Origin of the sequence: Imbroritus primus (assembly GCF_964332355.1) — a bacterium.
Lineage (GTDB): Bacteria > Pseudomonadota > Gammaproteobacteria > Burkholderiales > Burkholderiaceae > Imbroritus > Imbroritus primus.
The window spans coordinates 804783-826596 of record NZ_OZ201293.1; the positions used below are offsets into that span (position 1 = coordinate 804783).

Here is a 21814-nt window from a genome sequence, read left to right on the forward strand (position 1 = left end):
GTCAACCCTGCCTGGCTGGTGGAATGCCGGCCGGCAGGCCGGCCTGACTCAGTGCCAGGAAGGCCCGGCTCGCATGCGAGCCGCCGCTGGCAGCATTCGGCACCAGAATGCTGAACTGGCGGCTCAGCAGCGCAGCCGGCCGGATGGCGAGGCTGGTGAGGATATCGTCACCATGTCGCATCGACATGGCTGACACGAAGCCGATACCCATGCCAGCCCGCACCGCCTCCTTCACGCCCTCGACGCCTGCCAGCTCGAGGGCGATCCGCGCTTCCAGGCCACGGGCCGCGAACGCATCTTCCACGACCTGACGCACCCCCGACCCCGGCTCACGCCAGATCAGCGGGTAGCTCGCCAGCGTTTCCAGCGGGACCGACACGGTGCCGGTACGCGCCAGCGGGTGCGTGTTGGGCACGATGGCCACGATGTTGTCGCGGTGCCACGGATAGACCCCGATTTCCGGCGAGAGGTTGGCGGGCACGCCGCCTTCGATGAAGGCGATATCGAGCTCGGTGATCTCGCGCATGATTTCCGCCGTGTTGCCGTCGAGCATCTCGATGCGGATGCCCGGATGGCGGCCATGGAAGTCCGCCACCAGGTAGGGCAATACATAACTGGCGGGCGTGGTACTGGCGCCGAGGCGCAGCGTGCCGGCCTCGATGCCCTTGAGCGCGCGCCGGAAGGCCTGCGCCTCGGCATAGGCGGCCTGCGCGCGCTGGGCATATTGCGCCAGTTGCTGGCCGGTGGGTGTCAGTTCGATGCCACGCCCCTCGCGGTGGTACAGGGGTTCGCCCAGCGATTCCTGCAGCAGGCGCAGTTGCCCGGATACCGCCGGCTGGGAGAGGTGCAGCAGCTGGGCGGCACGGCTGATATTGCGGTGCTGGGCCACCATTGCGAAGGTCAGGAGCTGGTCGGGTGTCATGGCGTTTTATATATAAGTTGAACCTATATTTTGTATCTAAAAACGTAACTATTCAAATGGTTGAGCATGTCATAACATCCACCCAAAGTAGCCATCACTGGCATAAGAAGCGCTTTCGAAATGATTCTGGCCTCGCCGGCACCCCAGCCGCGATGAACGGGCGGACACCCAAGAATGTCTCCCCGTACGGTTTCGCTTCATTTGGACAGTGCTTCTGATAAGCGAGACACGATATGCCCCCCACGACCACGACCACAGGCGTCACGCCGATCTATGATCCGATCTCGATCACCGAGGACCGGAATGGCGGCGCCACGACCCACAACACCACCTGCTACATGTGCGCCTGCCGCTGCGGCATCCGCGTGCACGTGAAAGAAGGCGAGGTGCGCTACATCGAAGGCAACCCGGATCACCCGCTGAACCAGGGCGTGATCTGCGCCAAGGGCGGCTCGGGCATCATGAAGCAGTACTCGCCCGCGCGCCTGTCGCAGCCGCTGCGCCGCAAGGCCAATGCAGCTCGTGGCGATGCCCAGTTCGAGCCGATCTCGTGGGAAGAAACCTTCAGCATCCTGACCGAGCGCCTCGGCAAGATCCGCGCGACGGATCCCAAGCGTTTCGCGCTGTTCACCGGCCGTGACCAGATGCAGGCCCTGACCGGCCTGTTCGCGCGCAACTTCGGTACGCCCAACTACGCGGCGCACGGCGGCTTCTGCTCGGTCAACATGGCCGCTGGCATGATCTACACGATCGGCGGTTCGTTCTGGGAATTCGGCGGTCCGGATCTCGACCGCGCCAAGCTGTTCATCATGCTCGGCACGGCGGAAGACCACCACAGCAATCCGCTCAAGATCGCTATCTCCAAGTTCAAGCGTTCGGGCGGCCGTTTCGTGTCGATCAATCCGGTGCGTACCGGCTACTCTGCCATCGCGGACGAATGGATCCCGATCAAGCCGGGCACCGACGGTGCGCTGCTGATGGCCATCACGCATGTCCTGATCCGCGACAACCTGATCGACCACGACTTCACCAAGCGCTATACCAACGGCCCGCAACTGGTCAACGATGACCCGTCGCACGCCGAGCACGGCCTGTTCGTGATGGATCCGGATGGCGATCCGCTCAATGCCGCGTACCCGCACAACAAGTGGGTGTGGGATGCCCGCACCAACCAGCCGGCTTCGGTGTATGGCGAAGGCGTCGAGCCGACGCTCGAGGGTGCGTACCAGATGCCCAACGGCCTGCCGGTCAAGACTGCGTTCCAGCTGCTGAAGGAGCGCCACGCGACCTACACGCCGGAATGGGCGGCCGAGATCACCGGCATTCCCGCCGCGCGCATCGAGCAGCTGGCCCGCGAGATCGGTACGGTGGCCAAGGAGCAGGCCTTCGAACTGCCGATCGAGTGGACCGACAGCTGGGGCAAGACGCACAAGTCCGTGCAGGGCCGTCCGGTCGCGTTCCACGCGATGCGCGGTCTCGCGGCGCACAGCAATGGCTTCCACACGATCCGCTCGCTCGCCATCGTGATGAGCCTGATCGGTACCATCGACCGCCCGGGCGGCTTCCGCCACAAGGCACCGTATCCGAAGGAAATTCCGCCTAACGTCAAGACGCCCAAGTCGTGGGACGACATCAAGCCGAACACGCCGCTGAACGGCGTGCCGCTCGGCTTCCCGGCGACCCCGGACGACCTGGCGGTGGACGTGGACGGCAGCCCGATCCGCATCGACAAGGGCTTCTCGTGGGATCACCCGCTGTCGGCGCACGGCCTGATGCACAACGTCATCACCAATGCGTGGCGCGGTGACCCGTACCGCATCGATACCCTGCTGATCTTCATGGCGAACATGGCGTGGAACTCCACCATGAACACCAGCGAAGTCCGCAAGATGCTGAACGACCGCGACGAGAACGGCGAGTACAAGATCCCGTTCATCGTGGTGTGCGATGCCTTCCAGAGCGAGATGACGGCCTACGCCGACCTCATTCTGCCGGACACCACTTACCTCGAGCGCTATGACGCAATGAGCGTGCTCGATCGTCCGATCTCCGAGTACGATGGCCTTGTCGATGCAGTGCGCATTCCCGTGGTACCGCCGACCGGCGACGTGCGTCCGTTCCAGGACATGCTGGTGGAACTCGGCTCGCGCCTCAAGCTGCCGGCCTTCACCACGCCGGAAGGCACGCGCAAGTATGCGGATTACAAAGACTTCGTGGTCAACTTCGAAACCGCGCCCGGCTCGGGCATCGGTTTCCTCGCCGGCTGGCGCGGCAAGGATGGCAGCAAGTCCCTGCGTGGCGAGCCGAACCCGAACCAGTGGGAGATGTACGCCAAGAACAACTGCGTCTTCCACTACGTGACGCCGCCCGAGCACCAGTACATGCGTAACTGGAACAAAGGCTACCTGGAGTTCGCCGCTGGCGCGGGCTTCCGCGGCTCGAGCGATCCGGTAGTGATCCACCTGTACTCCGACGTCATGCAGAAATTCCGCCTCGCGGCACAGGGCAAGTGGCCCGGCCGTCGTCCGCCGGAACTGTCGCGCGAGCGCGTGGAGCATTACTTCGATCCGCTGCCGTTCTACTATGCGCCGCTTGAAGAAGCTGCTACGGACCTCAAACGCTATCCGCTCAATGCCGTGACGCAGCGGCCGATGGCCATGTACCACTCGTGGGATTCGCAGAACGCCTGGCTGCGCCAGATCCACAGCCACAACTTCCTGCACGTCAATCCGGTCACCGCCAAGGCGGCCGGCATCGAGGACGGCGGCTGGATGTGGGTGGAGAGCCAGTGGGGCAAGGTGCGCTGCCTGGCGCGCTATTCGGAAGCCGTGGAACCCGGCACGGTCTGGACCTGGAACGCCATTGGCAAGTCGAAGGGCGCATGGCGCCTGACCGACGATGCGGACGAGAGCCGCAAGGGCTTCCTGCTGAACCACTTGATTTCCGAGGAACTGCCGGCCAACGGCGGCGGCACGGTATCGAACAGCGATCCGATCACGGGGCAGGCTGCCTGGTACGACGTGCGCGTGTCGATCCGTCCTGCCGCTGCAGATGAACCTGCGGAGAGCTACCCGCAGTTCGCGCCGATGGAGCCGCTGCCCGGTACGGGCAATAACCTGCTGCGCCGCCTGCTGCGCCGTTAAGCGTCGTTCAACGCCGCTCAGCCGCCAAGTCTTCAGGAAAGAATCATGTCCAAGCAACTCGCCCTAGTTATCGACCTCAACGTCTGCGTTGGCTGCCATGCCTGCGTGACCAACTGCAAGCAGTGGAACGACAGCGGTTCGGCCGGCCCGCTGGCGGATGAAAATCCGTACGGCGCCGATCCGACCGGTACGTTCTTCAACCGTGTGCAGACCTTTGAGGTTGGCCAGTACCCCAACACCCAGACGGTGCACTTCCCCAAGAGCTGCCTGCACTGCGAAGAGCCGCCGTGCGTACCGGTGTGTCCGACCGGTGCTTCGTACAAGCGCAAGGAAGACGGCATCGTGCTGGTCGACTACGACAAGTGCATCGCCTGCAAGTACTGTTCGTGGGCCTGCCCGTACGGCGCGCGCGAACTCGACGAGAAAGAGCAGGTGATGACCAAGTGCACGCTGTGCGTGGACCGCATCTACAGCCCGACCCTGCCCGAAGCCGAACGCAAGCCGTCGTGCGTGCTGGCCTGTCCGACCAGCGCCCGCCTGTTTGGCGACGTGCATGATCCGGAATCGGAAGTGTCGAAGGCCATCGCCGAGCGTGGCGGTTACCAGCTGATGCCCGAATGGGATACGCAGCCGGCCAACCACTACCTGCCGCGCGAGATCCGCCAGGCCGTGGGTGATGCGCCCCAGCAGGCAACCCTCGACGCTGCCGAAAAAACGACGCGCCGCCAGTCGGCTTCGAACCACTGATTGAACCACTGAAGAATCGAGCACGCACATGCACGCCGCACCTTCCATCCTGATCTTTACCGTGACGGCCGGTTTCGGCCAGGGGCTGTTCATCGCCCTGCTGATCACGCAATGGCTGACCGCTTCCGCTGAACAGCCGGTCGTCTCGCCCGCGCAGTTCGCCGCGGGCGGTGCGGTCTCGCTGGTGTTTATCGGCATCGGCCTGTTCGCCTCGTTCTTCCACCTCGGACAGAAGATGCGCGCCTGGCGCGCTGCCGCCATGTGGCGCACCTCGTGGATGTCGCGCGAGGTCATCGTCATGCCGGCGACCATGGCCGCCATCTTCTTCTGGAGCGTGGCGCACTGGTTTGGCTCGCCGGCCGTGCAGTGGCTGTCGATCGTGGGCTTCGTGCTCACCTTCGCGCTGTGGTACTGCACCGCGATGATCTACGCCTGCCTGCGTTTTCTGCAGGAATGGGCGCATCCGCTGACCATTGCCAACTACAACCTGATCGGCCTGGCCTCGGGCTTCACGCTCGCCGCGTTCTTCTTCGGTGTGACGCAGCCTGAAGTGCGACTGTGGATCCCGCTGGCGATCATCGCCATCGTGGTGGCGGCCGTGGTGCGCCTGATCAGCCTGCGCCGCAATGCGCAGCTCAAGCCGAAGTCGACCGTCCAGTCGGCTATTGGCATCAAGAATCCGCGCATCCAGCAAAAGGCGCAGGGCGCAATGGGCGGCTCGTTCAATACGCGCGAATTCTTCCACGGCAAGAGCATGGCTTTCGTGACACGTGCCCGTGCCACCATGATGCTGCTGGGCTTTGTCGTGCCGGCACTGTTGCTGTTGCTGAGCTGGTACCAGGATAGCGTCGCGCTGCTGGGTCTTGCGGTGGTGGTGCAGTACGTCGGCCTGATCGCCGAGCGCTGGGTGTTCTTTGCCCAGGCCAACCACCCGCAGAACATCTACTACCAGGTCGTTTCCTGACCCATGAGTTGACCGCGCGGGCGCCCGTCAGGTCGCCCTCCAGGTCCCCCTTCAGGTTGCTCCAGCATGGGCTGCGCGCTGCCACGGCAACCAGGCCAGCGTGGCATGCAGTGCCGCGCCGGCCGCATTGCTGGCCAGCCACGCCAATCCCATCCCTGCCAGATTGAACAGCGGCGCATCGATGTCCAGGCGGACAAAGAGCGCGTTGACCAGCAGGCATACCGCGAAGTGCACCAGAAACACTGGATAGGACCGCACGGACAGCCACGTGATGGCCTGCCCCAGGCGCGTCCGCGCCATACGGCCGTTGATGGCGAGCGCGCGTGGCCGCATGGCCACGATCAGGAGGACCGCTACAGCCAGTGCTACTGCGATGCGCTCGCGGAATTCCACCTCCAGCGCGATTCCCGTCACCACGATGAGCACCGCCAGGCGCTCCAGCCAGTCCTGCTCGCGCAGGCTCCAGTAGGCCAGCGCGCCAAGTCCGTAGGCGCCGGCAAAATACAGCGCCCAGCTGTCCCATCCCTGTTCCAGATTGAAGTTGTACAGCGACGCGATCACCAGCAGCAGCGTCATGCGCGGCGCGAACAGGGGTGATCCGCCGATGCGCCGCCCGAGCCACAGCAGGCCGGCCAGCAGCACGTACAGCTGGAAATCGATGGCGACATACCAGACGCCCGCCGACAGCGCGTCGACCCCGAGAATGTCCTGCAGCAGCACGAGATGGGTCGCCACTTGCAGCCACGTCGGCGCGGCGGGGATCGAGTCGTGCGTCATCCAGGCGCGGGCCACGGCCGAGCAGGCGATGCAGATCAGCAGAGCTGCGACCAGGGGCGGCAACAGCCGCTGGTAGCGTTTGCGGGCAACGATCAGCAGGTTGGTGAAGGTTGCCGCGCCATCGGGTGCCAGGCTGCGGGCCGCGAGAAATCCGCCAACAACGAGAAAAGCCTGGACTGCCATGCGCCCATGTTCGCTCAGCCATGCCATCAGGTTGGGCGCCAGCGGCGCGGCAAGATCCGACATCGGCCCGTAGAAGGCGAGGTGGTGGAGGATGATGAGCTGGGCGGCGAAGACCTTGATCAGGTCGACGAAGAACAGGTTGCCGGAACGGGAAGTCATGGGAGCGGCTGGCGGGGATGCCTGTCCGGCATCGAAGCGCAAAGGCTATTCCTGAAGAGTCTGCTTGTCCACGGACGCATCTTGTGCGTCCTGTGCCGGGTTATGCCTGATGCACACGCATCCCTTGCAGATACGTTGCGTGCACGGCACGTTCATCGCCGAGCAGGGCCAGCGCGAACAGGTGTTCCTCGAGCGTCTGGCAATGGGCGCTGCGGCGGACCAGCAATGGTGTGCAGTGCGGATCGAGCACGATGAAGTCGGCCTCGCAGCCCGGCGCAAAGCTGCCGATGCGGTCGGCCCATCCCAAGGCTTCGGCAGCCCCGCGCGTGGCCAGGTAGAACATGCGCAGTGCGCTCAAGTGGTAGCCACCCAGGCGTGCAACCTTGTGCGCTTCGTTCATGACGCCCAGCATCGAGAAGCTGTTACCGCCGCCCACGTCGGTCGCCAGCGTCAGGGCGAGGCGGTGGGCATCGCTGGCATGGAAGTCATACAGGCCGCTGCCGAGGAACAGGTTGGAGGTCGGGCAATGTGCCACGGCGGCACCCGATTCGGCCAGGCGCTGGCGGTCGCCATCATCGAGATGGATGGCATGGCCGTAAACCGCCCGCTTGCGCAGCAGGCCGGCGCGGTCGTAAACATCGAGATAGCTGCGCGCATCCGGGAACAGCTCCGCGACCCAGCGAACCTCGTCGTGGTTTTCTGCGACATGGGTCTGGATGAAAACATCGGGATGCTGCTGCGCGAGCTCGCCGCAGGCGGCCAACTGGGCATCGCTTGAGGTCGGGGCGAAGCGCAGCGTCAGCGCGTAGGCAAGGCGCTGCGTGCCGTGCCATGTCGCAATCAAGTCCGCCGAATCGCGGGCGCCGCTCTCGGCCGTGTCACGCAGCGCGTCCGGGCAGTTGCGGTCCATCAGCACCTTGCCGGTGATCAGGCGCATGTCGCGGCGGGCTGCTTCGGTGAACAGGGCCTCTGCCGACACCTTGTGCACGGTGCTCCAGACCATGGCGCTGGTGGTGCCGTGGCGCAGCAGGGTATCGAGAAAGAAACTGGCGACGCCGGTGGCATGGTTGCCATCGGCAAAGCGCTGTTCTTCCGGAAAGGTGTAGGTATCCAGCCAGTGCAGCAGGCCCGGCGACGGCGAGGCGATGATGTCGGTCTGCGGGTAATGCACGTGGGTGTCGATGAATCCCGGTACGATCCACTTGCCGCGATAGTCGGTCACAGTAGTGCCCGGCGGCAGCGTGCGCAGGAGTTGCGTGGCATCCCCCGCATTGACGACCTTGCCATCGGCTACGATCAGCAGCCCGTCGTCCCAGCAGGCATGGGCCTGCGGATCAAATTGCGGATCGCCGAGAAAGTGCAGCACGCGGCCGCGATAGGCATGCATGCCGCTGGAAGCGCGCGAAGGAAACGGCGGGATGGTCATGCGACAGGTGGTGTGGATGCAGGTAGTGCCGCTGCAGCACGTTGCCAGTGGCGGTCAACGTCGTCCAGGAAGGCGCGCTTCTCGGCTGCGGGAAGGAATGCGGCCTCGAAGCTGTTGCGGGCCATCCGCCAGGCATCGTCGGCATCGAGATCGAGCGCCGTGCAGGCTGCCAGCCAATTGGCGTTCATATAGCCGCCGAAATAGGCCGGGTCATCGGAGTTCAATGTGATGACGACGCCGGCATCCAGCAGCCGCTTGAGTGAATGCTGGCGCAGGTCGGGATAGCCGCCGAGCTTCTGGTTGGAGAGCGGGCAGACCGTGAGCGGAGTGCGTTCCCGCGCCAGGCGCGCCACCAGGGCATCGTCGTCGATGGCGCGCACGCCGTGGTCAATGCGCTCGACCTGCAGGATATCGAGCGCATCACGCACATAGTCGGCCGGACCCTCTTCGCCTGCATGCGCGACCAGCCGGAAGCCGAGGGCGCGGCAGCGCGCGAAGACGCGTGCGAACTTGGCCGGTGGATGGTCGCGCTCCGACGAATCGAGTCCCACGCCGATGAAGCGGTCGCGGTAGGGCAGCGCTGCCTCCAGTGTCGCCATGGCATCGTCTTCCGGCAGGTGCCGCAGAAAGCAGAGAATCAGCGCGCTCGACAAACCGTGTTGCGCACGCGCATCGTCCAGCGCCCGCCCGATGCCGTCGAACACCACGCCCAGCTCGACGCCGCGTGCCGTATGGGTTTGTGGATCGAAAAAGATCTCGGCATGACGCACGTTGTCGGCTAAGGCCCGCTGTACATAGGCCATGGTCATGTCGTAGAAGTCCTGCGCGGTCAGCAGTACGCTTGCGCCGGCATAGTAGATGTTGAGAAACGATTGCAGGTCGGTAAAGGCATAAGCGCTACGCAGCGCTTCCACCGACGGATACGGCAGGCTGACGCCATTGCGCTGTGCCAGGGCGAAGATCAGTTCGGGCTCGAGCGAGCCTTCGATATGCATGTGCAGTTCCGCCTTGGGGCTGGAGCAGATTTGGTCGGTCAGCGATGGCGTCATGGCGTGGCAATCTCCCGTGTGGCGTGGCGATCGTGCGGGGCAGGCATGGCGCGGGTGCGCGCGTGGCCTGCCCCGCCGGCTTCAACCTTCGCGCAGCGTCGCCAATGCCGGCTGGCGCAGCACCTCGCGCAATCCGGGCCAGCCGCCGGCAAAGGCGCACAGCATACCAGCCGCGATGCCGGCCGGCAGTATCCAGAGGTTGAAGTGGTACGGAAATTCGAAGACGAAATTCGCCAGTGCCCAGCCGATGGTCAGTGCGCCGCCGCCGGCCATGAGCCCGGCCAGTCCGCCGACGATGAGGAATTCAGCCACCTGGATCTGCCGCACCAGCGCACCCGAGGCGCCGAGCGCGCGCAGCAGTCCGGCATCGCGGCGGCGTTCGTCGCGCGCGCCTGAAAGCGCGGCGTACAGTACCACGATGCCGGCGGCGAGCGTGAACAGGAAGAGGAACTCGACGGCGGCGATCACCTGGTCGAGGATGGCCTGCACCTGTCGCAGAATCAGTTCGGTATTGACGATGGTGATGTTCGGATAGTCATGGATCAGCGAGTTGTCGAGTGCTGCCTGCGCGGGCGGCAGGTGGAAGGCGGTGATCCAGGTTTCCGGCATGTTCTGCATGGCCGCCGGGCTGAAGATCACGAAGAAGTTGACGCGCATCGAACTCCAGTCCAGCTTGCGCAGCGAGGTGACAGGCGCCTCCACCGTTTGTCCGGCGATATCGAAGCGCAGGCGGTCGCCGAGCTTGACGCCGAGCGTGGTGGCGATGCCTTCTTCCATGGAGGCTTCTCGCACATTCGGTACACCCGCGGCAAACCAGCGGCCGGCGATGATGCTGTTCTGCGCGGGCAGTTCGGCGCCGTAGGACAGGTTGAATTCGCGGTCCACCAGGCGGCGGGCGCGGTCTTCCTGGTAGGCGTCCGGGTCGACTGCCTTGTCGTTGATGTGCGTGAGGCGGCCACGAATCATCGGAAACAGGATGCCGTCGCGCAGGCCGGCGTTCTGCAACGTGGCCTGGAGCGGTGCGCGCTGGTCGGGCTGGATGTTGATGATGAAGCGGTTTGGTGCGTCCGCCGGCGTAGCGCTGCGCCACGCGTTGACCAGGTCGTGGCGCGTGATGCCGAGCAGCAGCAGGGCCATCAGGCCGATGGCGAGGGCCACCGTCTGCAGCACGGTGATGCCCCGTCGGCGTTCGACGACGGCGAGCGCAAAGCGCCACCCGAGCGGAATGCGCCGGCCGCGCAGGACGCGCCCCAGGACGGTCAGTAGCACAGCTGCCAGCACGGCGAAGATCAGCATTGCGGCAAGGAAGCCACCTGCAGTGAGCGCGCCCATCTTGAGATCGCGCGCCGCCACCAGCAGCAGGCCAGTGAAGGCGCCGAGACCCAGGCCGTAGGCCAGCCATGCGGACACCGGCGGTGCGCCGACATCGCGGCGCAGCACGCGCAGTGGGGCGACGCGCGTCAGCGCGAGCAGCGGCGGCATGGCGAAGCCGGCGAGCAGTACCAGGCCGGAAGCCAGGCCACTGAGCGCGGGCCACAACGAGGGTTGCGGCAGGCTGATCTTCATCAGGTCGCCCAGCGACAGCAGCAGCACGTAATGCGAGGCGTAGCCGAGCGCCACGCCCAACAGTGCCGCGCCAAGGCCCACCAGCAGGAACTCGACGGCAAATCCGAGCAGGATGTCGCGCCGCCGCAGCCCAAGGCATTTGTAGATGGCGCAGGCATCGGTGTGGCGCTGCATGTAGCGCCGCGCGGCCATGGCGATGGCGACGGCGGCGATCATCGCGGCCAGCAGGGCCACCAGCGACAGGAAACGCTCTGCGCGGTCGAGTGTCTGGCGCATCTGCGGTTGGCCTGATTCCAACGATTCAAGGCGGACGCCGCGCAGCTTGCGAGCATCAATTTCGCCTTCGGCCCAGGCGCGGTAGCGTGCCACCGCTGCAGTCTCGCCAGCCACCAGCAGGCGATAGGTGACGCGGCTGCCGTAGCCGATCAGGCCCGTGGCGGGAAGGTCGGCCATCGGCAGCATGACGCGCGGCGCAAAGTTCATGAAGCCGGTGCCGCGGTCGTCCTCGCGCGTGATGACCCGGTCGATGGTGAAGCGCCGCGTGCCGAGGAGCAGGGCATCGCCGATCTTCAGGTTGAGGGCGCTGAGCAGCGCGCGATCGACCCAGACAGTACCGGGCGCCGGGGTGTCGCGTGTCGGCGCGCCGTCCGTGGCGAGGTCGGCAGTCGTTTCCAGCGTGCCGCGCAGCGGGTAGCCCGGCTCCACGGCCTTGAGCGAGGCGAGCCGCGCGGGGGCATCGTCGGGATTGCCGCCGTGCTGTTCGACCGTGGCCATGCTCGGGAACGCGGCCGTGCGCGCAAGCTGCAGGCCATCCGCGCGGGCGCGCTCGGCAAAGGCGGCATCCAGCGGTGTGTCGGCCACGATCACTACATCTGCGCCGATCAGGTTGCGGGCATCGCGCTCCAGGCCGAGGCGCATGCGGTCCGACAGGAAGCTCACGCTGGTCAGCGCGGCCACGGCGAGCACGATGGCGAACAGCAGCAGGTTCAGCTCACCGGCGCGCCAGTCGCGGCGCGCCATGCGCCAGCCGTGGGCGAGTGCGGAGAAGTTGCCGGACGGCGCGGGTGCGGAGGATGGGCGGGAAGTCGGAGCGGAAGCAGTCATCGTTGCGGAAAGCGTCGGACCAGTCGCTGGTAGATGCCGCGCACGCCGCGCCACAGCTTGGGCAGCAGCCAGAATGCGGCGATCAGGGCGACCAGCAGCAGGCAGAAGAACAGGACTGGTGTGAAGATGGCCAGGAGCAGGCTGCCCGGCACGGCGACGTCCTCCACGGCGGAGGCGGTCCAGTTGGAAAACGGTTCGGGCGACGTGTTGAGCAGGGCGCGCGTGCCGCTTTTCGCAGCGTGCGAGACCCCGGCCAGCGTGCCGCCGACGAGGCCGGCGACGATGGTCCACTCAGGCGCGAGCTGGCCGAAGGCGCCCGCGGCGAGGATCGCACCGGCCGGAATGCGGATGAAGGTGTGCACGGCATCCCAGACGGAGTCGAAGGCCGGTACCTTGTCCGCGACGAATTCCGCGACGGTAAGAACGCCTGCGGCGATGAGGACCCAATCCGAGGTCAGCACGCGCAGGCTGTCGGGCAGCTCGAGCACGCCAAAGCGCGCCAGCAGCCCGGCCAGCAGGACGGTGAAATACAGGCGAATGCCGCTGGCCCAGGAGAGCCCGGCGCCCAGCGCCGCGGTTTCGAGCATGGTCAGGCTCCAGTGAACAGAAGGCGCCCGGCATGCATGCGGCATGCGGGACGTCCGAACTGGCATTGGAACATACTTTGCCGCGGACGTTCCGCGTGGGAAGTCAGCGCGTGTTGCCGTCGAACCAGGGCAGGGCTTCTTCCGGCGTCAGGACGCTGGCCGCCGGATTGGCGGAATAGCCGGGCAAGCGGGCGATCTGCGCAGCGAAGTCCGGGGAGCTGATGACCTCCAGCAATTGCCGCACCCACGCCGCCAGATGGTCGTGGCGGCGGATGGCGAGAAAGTAGTCCTCGCGCGTCATCGGCACGAAACCGAGGCCAAGCGCCTCGGCATTCACGCGCAGGCCGAAGCCGACGTCCGCACGGCCCTCGGCGACGGCTTGCGCGACGCGTTCGTTGCTGAACTCCTGGTTGTCGTAGCCTGCGATCTCGTCGGGGAACAGGCCATGGCTGGCCAGCAACTGATCGAACAGCATGCGCGTGCCGGAACTACGCTGGCGGTTGACGAAAGTGGCGCGGGTCCTGGCGAGATCGGCGAGCGTATGGATCTGCGTGACATAGCGTGGGCTGACGATCAGTCCCTGCTCGCGGTCGGCCACGCGGATCAGGCGGATGGCGTTCGGCTTCATCCACTTGCGCAGCGTCAGGTGGGCCACCGAGCCGGCGGCCTGCACCGGAGAGACATAGACGCCGGCGAGTTCGCACTGCTTTTCCTGCAGGCTGATCAGGCCTTCCACGCTGCCACAGAACACTGTGTCGAGATCGGGCGCGCCGGTCGTCTTGCCGAGGACGTTGGCCAGCAACTCGACCGCCGGATCGTGGCTGCCCGAGAAGCGGATGACCTTTTCCGGCTTGGCGGCATCTTCCAGCTCATTGAGGAAATGCAGCAGGGCCTGCTGGATGGCGGGTGTCAGTTCGTCGTGCAGCCGGGTTTCGGCGCGCAGCAGGCGCTCGCCGAAGGTGGTGAGGCTCGCGCCGCGCCCGCGCTCCATGTCCAGCAGGCTGCGTCCGAGCGTTTCTTCCCAGGTGCGCATGATGCCCCAGGCATGCCGGTAGGAGAGGCCGACGCCGGGCGCCGCCTGGTGCAGCGAACCGGTTTCGCGCACGGCCCGCAGCAGCTTGAACAGTTTGCCGTTGGCACGCGGATTGTCGTCCTGGCTGATCACAGGAAAGAGTTCAAAACGGAACGTCATATGTGGTCGATATCATATTTACATCATTGTTTTTGGCGGCAACAATCTGCCCACGCATTCTGTTGCAAAGTGCAAATAGAAGCAATTATGTTGTCTATTTCATAACTTGGGGAGAGATATGAAAACCTGGATCAAACGAACCGTGGCGACGCTGGGCCTGCTGGCTGTCGGCGTGGCCGCCCAGGCCGCCGAGATCCGCATGGCGACCACCACCAGCACGGAAAACTCCGGTCTGCTCAAGGTGCTCCTGCCCAAGTTCGAAGCGGCGACCGGCGTCAAGGTCAATGTGATCTCGGTCGGTACCGGCAAGGCCATCAAGCTGGGAGAAGCGGGCGACGTCGACGTGATCCTCGTGCACGCGCGCAAGCAGGAGGACGCATTCGTGGCCGACGGCTTCGGCGTGAATCGCCGCGACGTGATGTACAACGACTTCATCGTGGTCGGCCCCGTATCCGACCCCGCCAAGCTGCGCGGCGAAAAGGATGTGATCAAGGGTTTCGAGAAGATCGCCGCCACCAAGACGCGCTTTATTTCGCGCGGCGACAACTCCGGTACCGACGTGATGGAAAAAGGTTATTGGAAGACTGCCGGCATCGAGCCCAAGGGCCAGCCGTGGTACGTCAACGCCGGTCTCGGGATGGGCGAGGTGCTGACCATGGCGGGTGAGATGCAGGCCTATACGCTGACCGACCGGGCCACGTATGGCGCGTACAAGGCGCGCACTGGCCTCGATATCGCGCTGCAGGGTGACAAGCGCATGTTCAATCCTTACGGCATCATCGCCGTGAACCCGGCCAAGCATCCGTCGGTCAAGCATGCTGATGCGATGAAGCTGATCGAGTGGATCACGTCGAAGGAGGGGCAGGCTGCCATCGCCGATTTCAAGGTGGAGGGCCAGCAGTTGTTTTTCCCGTCGGCCAAGTAATCTCTCCCCGGCAGCCCGGGTGACGATCAAATTGCGATCAAGCAACGATCGACGTTCTGACCGCATCCGATCCCTTACCGCCTTGCCTTGCCGCCAGCCTCCTCAGGTCGCGGCAAGGGCGCGTGGGGCACCGTCTGCCGCGATGCTGATACCATCGTGGTATTCCGTGTTTCCTTGCTGCCATGACTTCCGATTCCACCCCTGCTTCCACCGACGTCACTGCCTTCGACCTGATTGGCGGTGAGCAGAAGGTACGCGACCTGGTCGACCGGTTCTACGATCTGATGGATCTCGAACCAGAATTCGCACCTTTGCGGGCCATGCACCCGACCACCCTAGACGGCTCGCGCGACAAGCTTTTCTGGTTCCTGTGCGGCTGGCTTGGCGGTCCCAATCATTTCGTCGACCGCTTTGGGCATCCCATGCTGCGGGCGCGCCATTTGCCGTATGAGATCGGTATCGCCGAGCGCGATCAGTGGGTGCGCTGCATGGCGCTGGCGATGCAGGACCAGAACGTGCCCGAGCCGCTGCAGATGCGCCTGATGGACGGTTTTCTCAAGACGGCTGACTGGATGCGCAATGTGCCCCGCTGATGCCGCCACGCCGGTGCCGGCAGCCGCGCAGGCGGTGCTCGATTTCTGGTTTGGCACGCCTGACTCGCTGGAATGGAACCACGTACGTCCGCTGTGGTTCACCAAGTCGGACGCCACCGATGCGCTGATCCGCGCACGCTTCCTCGCCACCTGGCAGCAGGTCCGCGCCGGAGCCTGCGAGGACTGGCGCGCCACGCCAGAAGGGATCTGTGCCTACATCATCGTGACCGATCAGTTGTCGCGCAACATGTTCCGTGGCCAGCCCGAGTCATTCGCCACCGATGCGCTGGCGCTGCGTGCCGCGCGTGAGATGGTGGCGCACGCCGCGGATCGAGCCTTGCCGACGCCGTATCACCGCCAGTTCTGCTACATGCCGTTCGAACATGACGAGTCGCTGGTCAGCCAGGATGAGGCGATCCGCCTGTTCACGCAGTTGCGCGACGAGACGGATGCCGCGGCAGGGATGGGCGAGGTGCTGCACTGGGCACGGTTGCATCGCGACGTGATCGTGCGCTTTGGGCGGTACCCGCATCGCAATGCCATCCTGGGCCGCAGCTCGACGCTCGAGGAACAGGCGTTTCTCGCGCAGCCAGGTTCATCGTTCTAGGGATGCCGCAGGCAGCTGAGCCTGTGCCTGCCTGTGCGGCTTGCCGTGTAAGCCGCCGTGTGTATCGTCAGATCTGCTCGCGCGCCTGTTCCCAGCGGTCCACGCGCGGCTGCTGCCACTGGGCCAACTGGTCGACGAGCTGGCCGGGGTCGGGGGATACTCGTAGCAGGCCGGCATGGGCCGCCTGCATAAACCCTTCGTCGCAGGCGTGGCGCAGGAAACTCAGCAGGCCATCGTAGAAGCCTTCGACATTCAGCAGGCCGATCGGCTTGGTGTGATAGCCGAGCTGCAGCCACGTGAAGGTCTCGAACAGTTCCTCATACGTACCGATGCCGCCGGGCATGGCGATAAAACCATCCGACCGGTCCGCCATCATCTGTTTGCGCTCGTGCATGCTGCTCACGACATGCAGCTCGGTGAGGCCGGCATGGCCGATCTCTTTCTTCATCAGCGCTTCCGGGATGATGCCCACGGTCTCGCCGCCACAGCGCATGACTTCATCGGCGATGATGCCCATCAGGCCGACATTGCCGCCACCATATACCAGCGTGATGCCGCGTTCGGCGAGTGTGCGCCCGAGCGCCTTGGCATGTTCGGCATAGGCGGGACGTGCGCCCGGCCGGGCGCCGCAATAGACACAGATCGATTTCATGGCGTGGTACGGGAAGCGGGAGCGGCTGTGGTTCCGGCGGCCAGCGAGGCCGCGTATGCGGCGGCCAGCCGGTCGTAGGCGGCGCGCTGCTTGCCGCGCAGATATGGCGCGAGGATGGAGAGGATGTGATAGCTGCCGCCGTGCAGGCCGGCGCGGATCGCTTCGGGGTCGTTGTACTTGCGCGGCTGCTGCACGAACTGGAAGCTCAGCCAGTAGGTAGCGACCACGACGATGTTGGTGCATACGGCATCGAGCTGCTGGGGCGTGATGTCCATCTCGCCATCGGCGATGAACACCTGGCACATGTCCATGGCGAAGCGTTTCTTCTGCTCGACGATGCGCTTGAAGTTGATTTCGACGAGGCGGTTGCGCGCCAGCAGGTCATTGATGTCGCGATACAGGAAACGGTAGTTCCACAGGAACTCCGACATGTACTGCAGATAGCCCCAGGTTTCGTCGAGCGTGGCCTTGTGGTCGCTCGGCAGCTTGAGGCGCCGTTCGATCTCCTGCTCGAAGCCGGCGAAGATCGAGTTGATGATGTCGTCCTTGTTGCGGAAGTGGTAGTAGAGATTGCCGGGGCTGATCTCCATTTCTTCTGCAATGGTCGTGGTCGTGACGTTCGGTTCACCCAGGTCATTGAACAGGCGAAGCGACACGGCCAGGATCCTGTCGCGTGTGCGGCGCGGGCCGCTCGGGGTAGCGGACGCGGCTGAGGGCTTGTTTTCCATGAGGCTTCGCGGTGGCCGGGAGAAGATGATGCCGCGATTATAAGAGATCGCCATCATGGCACCCGGCGAGTGGACGCCGGCGCCGCAGGCGGCGACGCGTCCATCAGCCGCTCAGCCGCAACTGGCTGGTGCTAGGTCCGCCAGAGATGCCACAGCCATGGCCCGGCCACCGCGGCCCAGGTGCCGCCGCACAGGATAAGCGCGAGCATCACGGCGGCGCTGCCGAAATCCTTCGCGCGTTTGGACAGCCCGTGGTGTTCCAGCGAAATGCGGTCGACCGCGGCCTCGACGCTCGAGTTCAGCAGTTCGACGATCAGCACGAGGACCAGCGTGCCGAGCATGAGGATGCGCTCCACCACCGTGGCGGGCACCACGAATGCGCATGGCAGCAGGATCAGGCACAGCGTAAGCTCCTGGCGAAAGGCGCTTTCTTCGTGAATGGCGAAGCGGATGCCGCTTAGCGAATTCTTCGCGGCATGCCACGCGCGTGTCAGTCCGCGATTGTGCTTGTAGGGATTCTGGTCCGCCGAATACTGGTCCGGCGGTGGCTTGGGAGCGCTCATGCGTAGGCGTGGAGTTGGGCTGGGGAGCGCACGGTCAGGCCGGTGTGGAGCCTTGCGCCGCGAGGGTCTCGGCACGCGTCTCTTCCACCGGACGCAGGTGGTTGGCGAACTGCTCCGAGGCGGTGCGCCACGAGAACCGCTCGGCGTGCGCGCGTGCCGTCGCGCGGTCGATGCGCAGCGCTTCCAGGCAGGCCTCGCGCAGGTCCTCGCGCATGGCGCCGGCATGCGAATCGCCGAGCACGTCGATCGGCCCGGTCACCGGATAGGCGGCCACCGGCAGGCCGCTGGCGAGCGCTTCCAGCAGCACGAGGCCGAAAGTATCGGTCTTGCTGGGGAAGACGAAGACATCGGCCGAGGCGTACACCTTGGCAAGCTCGGGTTGCCTCAGCACGCCAAGATAGTTGACGTTCGGGTAGCGCGCCTTGAGCGCCGGCAGCGCGGGGCCATCGCCCACCACCCATTTCGAACCGGGCAGGTCGAGCGCGAGAAAGGCCTCGACATTCTTCTCGATGGCGACGCGTCCCACGTAGAGGAAGATCGGGTGCGCGGAGTCGAGCACGTTGGCCTTCTGCGGGACGAAGACGTCGAGATCGACACCGCGTGTCCACAGTACGCCGTTGGTGATGCCGTAGGCCTGCAGATCTTGCAATACCACGGGCGTGGGCGCCATGACGGCTTTTGCGGGGCCGTGAAACCAGCGCAGGAAGCGGTAGGTCCAGCTCAGGGGAATGCCGAAGCGCGCCTGCACGTACTCGGGAAAACGTGTGTGGTAGGCGGTGGTGAACGGCAGCTTATGGCGGATGGCGTAGCGCCGTGCCGCGAGACCGAGCGGACCTTCGGTGGCGATGTGCAGGGCGTGCGGCGCAAAGCTGGCGATGCGCGCGTGCACCTTGCGGCTGGGGAACAGCGATAGCGCGATTTCCGGATAGGTCGGGCAGGGTACGGTCCTGAACTCGAGCGGGGTGATCATGTCGATCGTGTGCCCCATGTGTTTCAGTTCGCGCACGGTCGAGGTCAGGGTGCGCACGACGCCGTTGACCTGCGGCTCCCATGCGTCGGTGACGATCATGATGTTCACGGTATCTCCTCTGTTGCGGCGCCGGGCCGCGTATCGTTCTGAAGCGTTCTCGAGTGTCCTCAGACCGGTTCGGTCGGGCGGACGTCCTGTGGGATTGCCTGGTCGATGGATTGGTTGGCGTGCTGGCTGCTACGTTGACTGCTGCGCCGTGCGCGGCGGCTCATGGCGACCGGAGGGTCGCGCAGTTCGGTCCAGTAGACGATCTTGAGTTCACCTTCCAGGGTTTCGACGAGCGCGGACAGGCTTTCGACCCAGTCGCCGTCGTTGCAATACAGCTGGCCGTCGATCTCGCGGATCTCGGCCTTGTGGATGTGGCCGCAGATCACGCCTTCGCAACCGCGGTGGCGCGCCTCTTCGATCATGGCGCGCTCGAAGGAATTGATATAGCTCACCGCGTTCTTCACCTGGTGCTTGAGGAACTGCGACAGTGACCAGTACGAAAACCCGCAGCGAATGCGGATCTGGTTGAAGTAGCGGTTCAGCGCGAGGATCACGGTGTACAGCGAGTCGCCCACGTAGGCGAGCCAGCGCGCATGCTGCATCACGCTGTCGAACAGATCGCCGTGCGTGACCCACAAGCGGCGGCCGGTGGCGGTCACGTGGACGAAATCTTCATGTACCTCGATGTCGCCGAAGGCCAGGCCATTGAACTGGCGCGCTGCTTCATCGTGGTTGCCCGGCACGTAGATCACGCGCGTGCCCTTGCGCGCCTTGCGCATGATCTTCTGCACCACGTCGTTGTGCGCTTGCGGCCAGTACCAGCCTTTGCGTAGCTGCCAGCCATCGATGATGTCGCCGACCAGGTACAGGGTGTCGGATTCGTTGTGCTTCAGGAAGTCGAGCAGGAAGTGCGCCTGGCAGCCGGCCGTGCCCAGATGGACATCGGAGACCCAGATGGCGCGGTACTGATGCACTGTGTGTGCCGGTGCGGCGGGCGGTTGCGGTGCGGTTGGGGCGGGCGGTTCCTGCGCGGTCGGCGGGACCGCCTTGCGGCTGCTGGTCGGCAGCAGGGCAGTGACGATGCTTGAGCTCAGCTTGGCAGGCAGCGCCATGGATCGATCCGGAGTGTCATTGCCCGGATTTAGCCAGCCGCAAATGACGCCAGCGTGACGCTGCGATGAATGTCACATGACGTGTTGTGGCGCGTGCAGCCTGGCGAGTGCGGACAGCACGGTCTCGTGGGCGAGGTTTTCCGTGAGAAGCGACACGTGTCCGAGGCCGCTCAGCGGGAGGTGCTGCGCGCCGTCGAGCCAGCCGGTACCCGGAGGGCCGACAATGGAATCATGCCAGGAGAAGATCGAGGTGATGCGGGCGCGCTCATCCGGTGTCTCTTCGCGTGCCAGCTGGGCAAGCCAGTGGCTGCCGCAGCGCATCTGGCGCGCATTGCATCCCTGCCCGTGGCGGGCCAGCGCGGTGCCTTGGTGTGGTGTGCCGAGCGTGACGAGATGGGCGATGCGCGTGCCGCCATCGGCGTGGCGTCCGACACGCAGCGCTGCGCGCCCCGCCAGTCCACCCATGCTGTGGCAGAGCAGGATGGGCGCCTGGCCATAACGGGCGTGCACGCGTGCTGCGTGGTCGGCAATCTGCCGGCCATAGTCATCGATATCGCCGAGCAGCGGATGCAGATCAAGCCATTCGCAACGGTAGCCGGCGTGCGCCAGTTTCGGCTGGAGATCCTGCCACACGGCATGGTTGCAGCCGTAACCATGAATCAGCAGCAACGGCGGGAGAGCCGCGTGGGGCGCAGCGGCCGACGGCCAGGCGCGGCCGCTGCGAAAGGGCTGGACGAAATTGAACATACGCCAGACCGCGACACATTCGCGCCACCAGCAACGACCGGCGGCCGCAGTGCTGAGTGGAGCCGGTAGGGGAAGGTGCGCGGGCAGGCGGGGGCGGGCGGCAGGTGGTACGCCAAGGCCATGCAAGGTGATCAGGAAGGCCAATCCTACCGACAAGGCGAACAGGAAAACGTACGCCAGTATGGCAATGCTGGCAGCCAGGGGGAGCGGCCATCCCAGCCAGCGCCACAGCGCGGCAGCCGTGCCTGAGGTCGCGGCCAGTTGGAGAGCGACGGCAATCTGCCGTACCGCGATGGCGCCGGCCGACATGGCGGTTCAGCGTTTCGTCTTGGGCGGCGGGCGCCGCAGGACCAGCCGGGTTTGGGCCAGTCGGTCGTGCGGAAACTGGCGCTGCGGATCGAGCCAGGCGGTGGCGGCGTACAAGACGATGCCGGCCGAAAAGACGCCAAGGCTGGCCCAGCCCTGCAGCCCCAGCACCGCATCGAGCGCCAGTGCCGGCAGGACCCAGATCCATGCCAGCAGGTAGCGCAGCAGTGCCTGCCACAGGCTGATCGTGCCGCCCGCGCGATTTTCCAGGCGGATGTGCCAGGTTTTCATGGCCAGCGTCTGGCCGCTCTTGCACCACATCCAGATGAAATAGATCGCCAGCACGAAAAACAGCCAGGCTTGCAGCGCGTGCCGGTATTGCAGGGCATGGCGTTGCTGCGTGAGTGTCGAGAAGAGGAAGCCAGCCGCGAACACGATCGCGAATAGCAACATCGATTCGTAGATCAGGGCGGCCAGCCGGCGCTTGATGGTCGGGGTCGCGGCACTGTCGGACGACGGCGCGGGCGAGGGTGTTGGCGAAGCAGGAGCCGGGGATCGGCGCGGGGCGCGGCGGGGTTTGGCCATGAAAGCGTGTACGGAAGAAGCAGGATGGCCGGATCGGCGGCCGGGAATGCCGCTGGCGGCGGCAGGTCAGCCCGCATTATGCCAAACCGGCCCGGGGATGGCGGCGGAAAGTCGCATCAACGTCGCAGGCGCGGCGACGGGGGCGGATAGCTGCGCTGG

20 protein-coding genes are annotated in these 21814 nt (G+C 65.2%); 6 read left to right on the forward strand and 14 right to left on the reverse strand.

Translation table 11 applies throughout. From position 1 onward, the window contains the following. Nucleotide 1 precedes the first annotated feature (1 nt). Nucleotides 2-922, reverse strand: coding sequence for a LysR family transcriptional regulator (locus tag ACQ3C8_RS03630; RefSeq protein WP_428852497.1), 921 nt, complete (start codon nucleotides 920-922; stop codon nucleotides 2-4). A gap of 233 nt (nucleotides 923-1155) precedes the next feature. Here ACQ3C8_RS03630 and ACQ3C8_RS03635 point away from each other — a divergent pair, with 233 nt between their 5' ends. The 3 genes from ACQ3C8_RS03635 to ACQ3C8_RS03645 are packed head-to-tail and all read left to right on the forward strand — an operon-like array spanning nucleotide 1156 to nucleotide 5776. Continuing rightward, a complete protein-coding gene (locus ACQ3C8_RS03635; RefSeq protein WP_428852498.1) occupies nucleotides 1156-4065 on the forward strand; it encodes a molybdopterin-dependent oxidoreductase in 2910 nt (969 codons plus the stop codon). Between the two features lie 45 nt (nucleotides 4066-4110). Continuing rightward, complete coding sequence (locus ACQ3C8_RS03640; RefSeq protein ID WP_009521943.1) at nucleotides 4111-4812, forward strand: 4Fe-4S dicluster domain-containing protein; 702 nt, start codon at nucleotides 4111-4113, stop codon at nucleotides 4810-4812. A 28-nt stretch (nucleotides 4813-4840) separates the two neighbouring features. Further along, nucleotides 4841-5776 (forward strand): dimethyl sulfoxide reductase anchor subunit family protein, encoded by a 936-nt coding sequence (locus ACQ3C8_RS03645; protein WP_428852499.1) that lies wholly within the window; start codon nucleotides 4841-4843, stop codon nucleotides 5774-5776. 51 nt (nucleotides 5777-5827) lie between these two features. Here ACQ3C8_RS03645 and ACQ3C8_RS03650 read toward each other — a convergent pair whose 3' ends face one another. The 6 genes from ACQ3C8_RS03650 to ACQ3C8_RS03675 all read right to left on the reverse strand — a co-directional run bounded on the left by ACQ3C8_RS03650 (nucleotide 5828) and on the right by ACQ3C8_RS03675 (nucleotide 13819). Continuing rightward, entirely contained in the window at nucleotides 5828-6895 is a 1068-nt protein-coding gene (locus ACQ3C8_RS03650) for an acyltransferase family protein (RefSeq protein ID WP_428852500.1), read from the reverse strand. Between the two features lie 100 nt (nucleotides 6896-6995). After that, a complete protein-coding gene (guaD, locus tag ACQ3C8_RS03655) occupies nucleotides 6996-8321 on the reverse strand; it encodes a guanine deaminase (RefSeq protein ID WP_428852501.1) in 1326 nt (441 codons plus the stop codon). Continuing rightward, on the reverse strand, nucleotides 8318-9370 hold the full coding sequence (locus tag ACQ3C8_RS03660) for an adenosine deaminase (RefSeq protein WP_428852502.1): 1053 nt from the start codon (nucleotides 9368-9370) through the stop codon (nucleotides 8318-8320). Before ACQ3C8_RS03660 ends, guaD begins: the two co-directional genes overlap by 4 nt. 81 nt (nucleotides 9371-9451) lie before the next feature. Continuing rightward, the gene (locus tag ACQ3C8_RS03665; protein ID WP_428852503.1) at nucleotides 9452-12040 is read right to left on the reverse strand and encodes an ABC transporter permease; all 2589 of its coding nucleotides are present in this window, start codon (nucleotides 12038-12040) and stop codon (nucleotides 9452-9454) included. Continuing rightward, entirely contained in the window at nucleotides 12037-12627 is a 591-nt protein-coding gene (locus ACQ3C8_RS03670; RefSeq protein WP_428852504.1) for a DUF4126 domain-containing protein, read from the reverse strand. Before ACQ3C8_RS03670 ends, ACQ3C8_RS03665 begins: the two co-directional genes overlap by 4 nt. A 103-nt stretch (nucleotides 12628-12730) precedes the next feature. After that, entirely contained in the window at nucleotides 12731-13819 is a 1089-nt protein-coding gene (locus ACQ3C8_RS03675) for a substrate-binding domain-containing protein (protein ID WP_428852505.1), read from the reverse strand. A 118-nt stretch (nucleotides 13820-13937) separates the two neighbouring features. Here ACQ3C8_RS03675 and ACQ3C8_RS03680 point away from each other — a divergent pair, with 118 nt between their 5' ends. The 3 genes from ACQ3C8_RS03680 (at nucleotide 13938) to ACQ3C8_RS03690 (ending at nucleotide 15944) form a co-directional block, all read left to right on the forward strand. After that, nucleotides 13938-14744, forward strand: coding sequence for an extracellular solute-binding protein (locus tag ACQ3C8_RS03680; protein ID WP_009521951.1), 807 nt, complete (start codon nucleotides 13938-13940; stop codon nucleotides 14742-14744). A 182-nt stretch (nucleotides 14745-14926) separates the two neighbouring features. Continuing rightward, the gene (locus tag ACQ3C8_RS03685) at nucleotides 14927-15337 is read left to right on the forward strand and encodes a group II truncated hemoglobin (protein ID WP_428852506.1); all 411 of its coding nucleotides are present in this window, start codon (nucleotides 14927-14929) and stop codon (nucleotides 15335-15337) included. Next, a complete protein-coding gene (locus ACQ3C8_RS03690) occupies nucleotides 15324-15944 on the forward strand; it encodes a DUF924 family protein (protein ID WP_428852507.1) in 621 nt (206 codons plus the stop codon). Before ACQ3C8_RS03685 ends, ACQ3C8_RS03690 begins: the two co-directional genes overlap by 14 nt. Nucleotides 15945-16011: 67 nt before the next feature. On the opposite strand, the gene ACQ3C8_RS03695 is transcribed toward ACQ3C8_RS03690, so the two are convergent. The 7 genes from ACQ3C8_RS03695 to ACQ3C8_RS03725 all read right to left on the reverse strand — a co-directional run bounded on the left by ACQ3C8_RS03695 (nucleotide 16012) and on the right by ACQ3C8_RS03725 (nucleotide 21655). Then, the gene (locus tag ACQ3C8_RS03695; RefSeq protein ID WP_009521954.1) at nucleotides 16012-16596 is read right to left on the reverse strand and encodes a TIGR00730 family Rossman fold protein; all 585 of its coding nucleotides are present in this window, start codon (nucleotides 16594-16596) and stop codon (nucleotides 16012-16014) included. Continuing rightward, on the reverse strand, nucleotides 16593-17324 hold the full coding sequence (locus tag ACQ3C8_RS03700) for a TetR/AcrR family transcriptional regulator (RefSeq protein WP_428852508.1): 732 nt from the start codon (nucleotides 17322-17324) through the stop codon (nucleotides 16593-16595). Before ACQ3C8_RS03700 ends, ACQ3C8_RS03695 begins: the two co-directional genes overlap by 4 nt. 131 nt (nucleotides 17325-17455) lie before the next feature. Beyond that, nucleotides 17456-17887 (reverse strand): diacylglycerol kinase, encoded by a 432-nt coding sequence (locus tag ACQ3C8_RS03705; protein WP_428852509.1) that lies wholly within the window; start codon nucleotides 17885-17887, stop codon nucleotides 17456-17458. Between the two features lie 34 nt (nucleotides 17888-17921). After that, complete coding sequence (locus ACQ3C8_RS03710) at nucleotides 17922-18956, reverse strand: glycosyltransferase family 4 protein (RefSeq protein ID WP_428853024.1); 1035 nt, start codon at nucleotides 18954-18956, stop codon at nucleotides 17922-17924. Between the two features lie 68 nt (nucleotides 18957-19024). Beyond that, nucleotides 19025-20017: a UDP-2,3-diacylglucosamine diphosphatase gene (locus ACQ3C8_RS03715; protein WP_428852510.1), complete on the reverse strand. Its 993-nt coding sequence runs from the start codon at nucleotides 20015-20017 to the stop codon at nucleotides 19025-19027. 72 nt (nucleotides 20018-20089) lie between these two features. Further along, complete coding sequence (locus ACQ3C8_RS03720; RefSeq protein WP_428852511.1) at nucleotides 20090-21073, reverse strand: esterase/lipase family protein; 984 nt, start codon at nucleotides 21071-21073, stop codon at nucleotides 20090-20092. Between the two features lie 6 nt (nucleotides 21074-21079). Further along, nucleotides 21080-21655, reverse strand: a complete 576-nt coding sequence (locus ACQ3C8_RS03725) for an RDD family protein (protein WP_428852512.1) — start codon at nucleotides 21653-21655, stop codon at nucleotides 21080-21082. Nucleotides 21656-21814: the final 159 nt, after the last annotated feature.

Excerpts from the sequence above, each read along its gene's own strand:
- ACQ3C8_RS03630 (WP_428852497.1), bottom strand. The coding sequence starts at position 922 with ATGACACCCGACCAGCTCCTGACCTTCGCAATGGTGGCCCAGCACCGC.
- ACQ3C8_RS03635 (WP_428852498.1), top strand. The coding sequence starts at position 1,156 with ATGCCCCCCACGACCACGACCACAGGCGTCACGCCGATCTATGATCCG.
- ACQ3C8_RS03640 (WP_009521943.1), top strand. The coding sequence starts at position 4,111 with ATGTCCAAGCAACTCGCCCTAGTTATCGACCTCAACGTCTGCGTTGGC.
- ACQ3C8_RS03645 (WP_428852499.1), top strand. The coding sequence starts at position 4,841 with ATGCACGCCGCACCTTCCATCCTGATCTTTACCGTGACGGCCGGTTTC.
- ACQ3C8_RS03650 (WP_428852500.1), bottom strand. The coding sequence starts at position 6,895 with ATGACTTCCCGTTCCGGCAACCTGTTCTTCGTCGACCTGATCAAGGTC.
- guaD (WP_428852501.1), bottom strand. The coding sequence starts at position 8,321 with ATGACCATCCCGCCGTTTCCTTCGCGCGCTTCCAGCGGCATGCATGCC.
- ACQ3C8_RS03660 (WP_428852502.1), bottom strand. The coding sequence starts at position 9,370 with ATGACGCCATCGCTGACCGACCAAATCTGCTCCAGCCCCAAGGCGGAA.
- ACQ3C8_RS03665 (WP_428852503.1), bottom strand. The coding sequence starts at position 12,040 with ATGACTGCTTCCGCTCCGACTTCCCGCCCATCCTCCGCACCCGCGCCG.
- ACQ3C8_RS03670 (WP_428852504.1), bottom strand. The coding sequence starts at position 12,627 with ATGCTCGAAACCGCGGCGCTGGGCGCCGGGCTCTCCTGGGCCAGCGGC.
- ACQ3C8_RS03675 (WP_428852505.1), bottom strand. The coding sequence starts at position 13,819 with ATGACGTTCCGTTTTGAACTCTTTCCTGTGATCAGCCAGGACGACAAT.
- ACQ3C8_RS03680 (WP_009521951.1), top strand. The coding sequence starts at position 13,938 with ATGAAAACCTGGATCAAACGAACCGTGGCGACGCTGGGCCTGCTGGCT.
- ACQ3C8_RS03685 (WP_428852506.1), top strand. The coding sequence starts at position 14,927 with ATGACTTCCGATTCCACCCCTGCTTCCACCGACGTCACTGCCTTCGAC.
- ACQ3C8_RS03690 (WP_428852507.1), top strand. The coding sequence starts at position 15,324 with ATGTGCCCCGCTGATGCCGCCACGCCGGTGCCGGCAGCCGCGCAGGCG.
- ACQ3C8_RS03695 (WP_009521954.1), bottom strand. The coding sequence starts at position 16,596 with ATGAAATCGATCTGTGTCTATTGCGGCGCCCGGCCGGGCGCACGTCCC.
- ACQ3C8_RS03700 (WP_428852508.1), bottom strand. The coding sequence starts at position 17,324 with ATGGAAAACAAGCCCTCAGCCGCGTCCGCTACCCCGAGCGGCCCGCGC.
- ACQ3C8_RS03705 (WP_428852509.1), bottom strand. The coding sequence starts at position 17,887 with ATGAGCGCTCCCAAGCCACCGCCGGACCAGTATTCGGCGGACCAGAAT.
- ACQ3C8_RS03710 (WP_428853024.1), bottom strand. The coding sequence starts at position 18,956 with ATGATCGTCACCGACGCATGGGAGCCGCAGGTCAACGGCGTCGTGCGC.
- ACQ3C8_RS03715 (WP_428852510.1), bottom strand. The coding sequence starts at position 20,017 with ATGGCGCTGCCTGCCAAGCTGAGCTCAAGCATCGTCACTGCCCTGCTG.
- ACQ3C8_RS03720 (WP_428852511.1), bottom strand. The coding sequence starts at position 21,073 with ATGTCGGCCGGCGCCATCGCGGTACGGCAGATTGCCGTCGCTCTCCAA.
- ACQ3C8_RS03725 (WP_428852512.1), bottom strand. The coding sequence starts at position 21,655 with ATGGCCAAACCCCGCCGCGCCCCGCGCCGATCCCCGGCTCCTGCTTCG.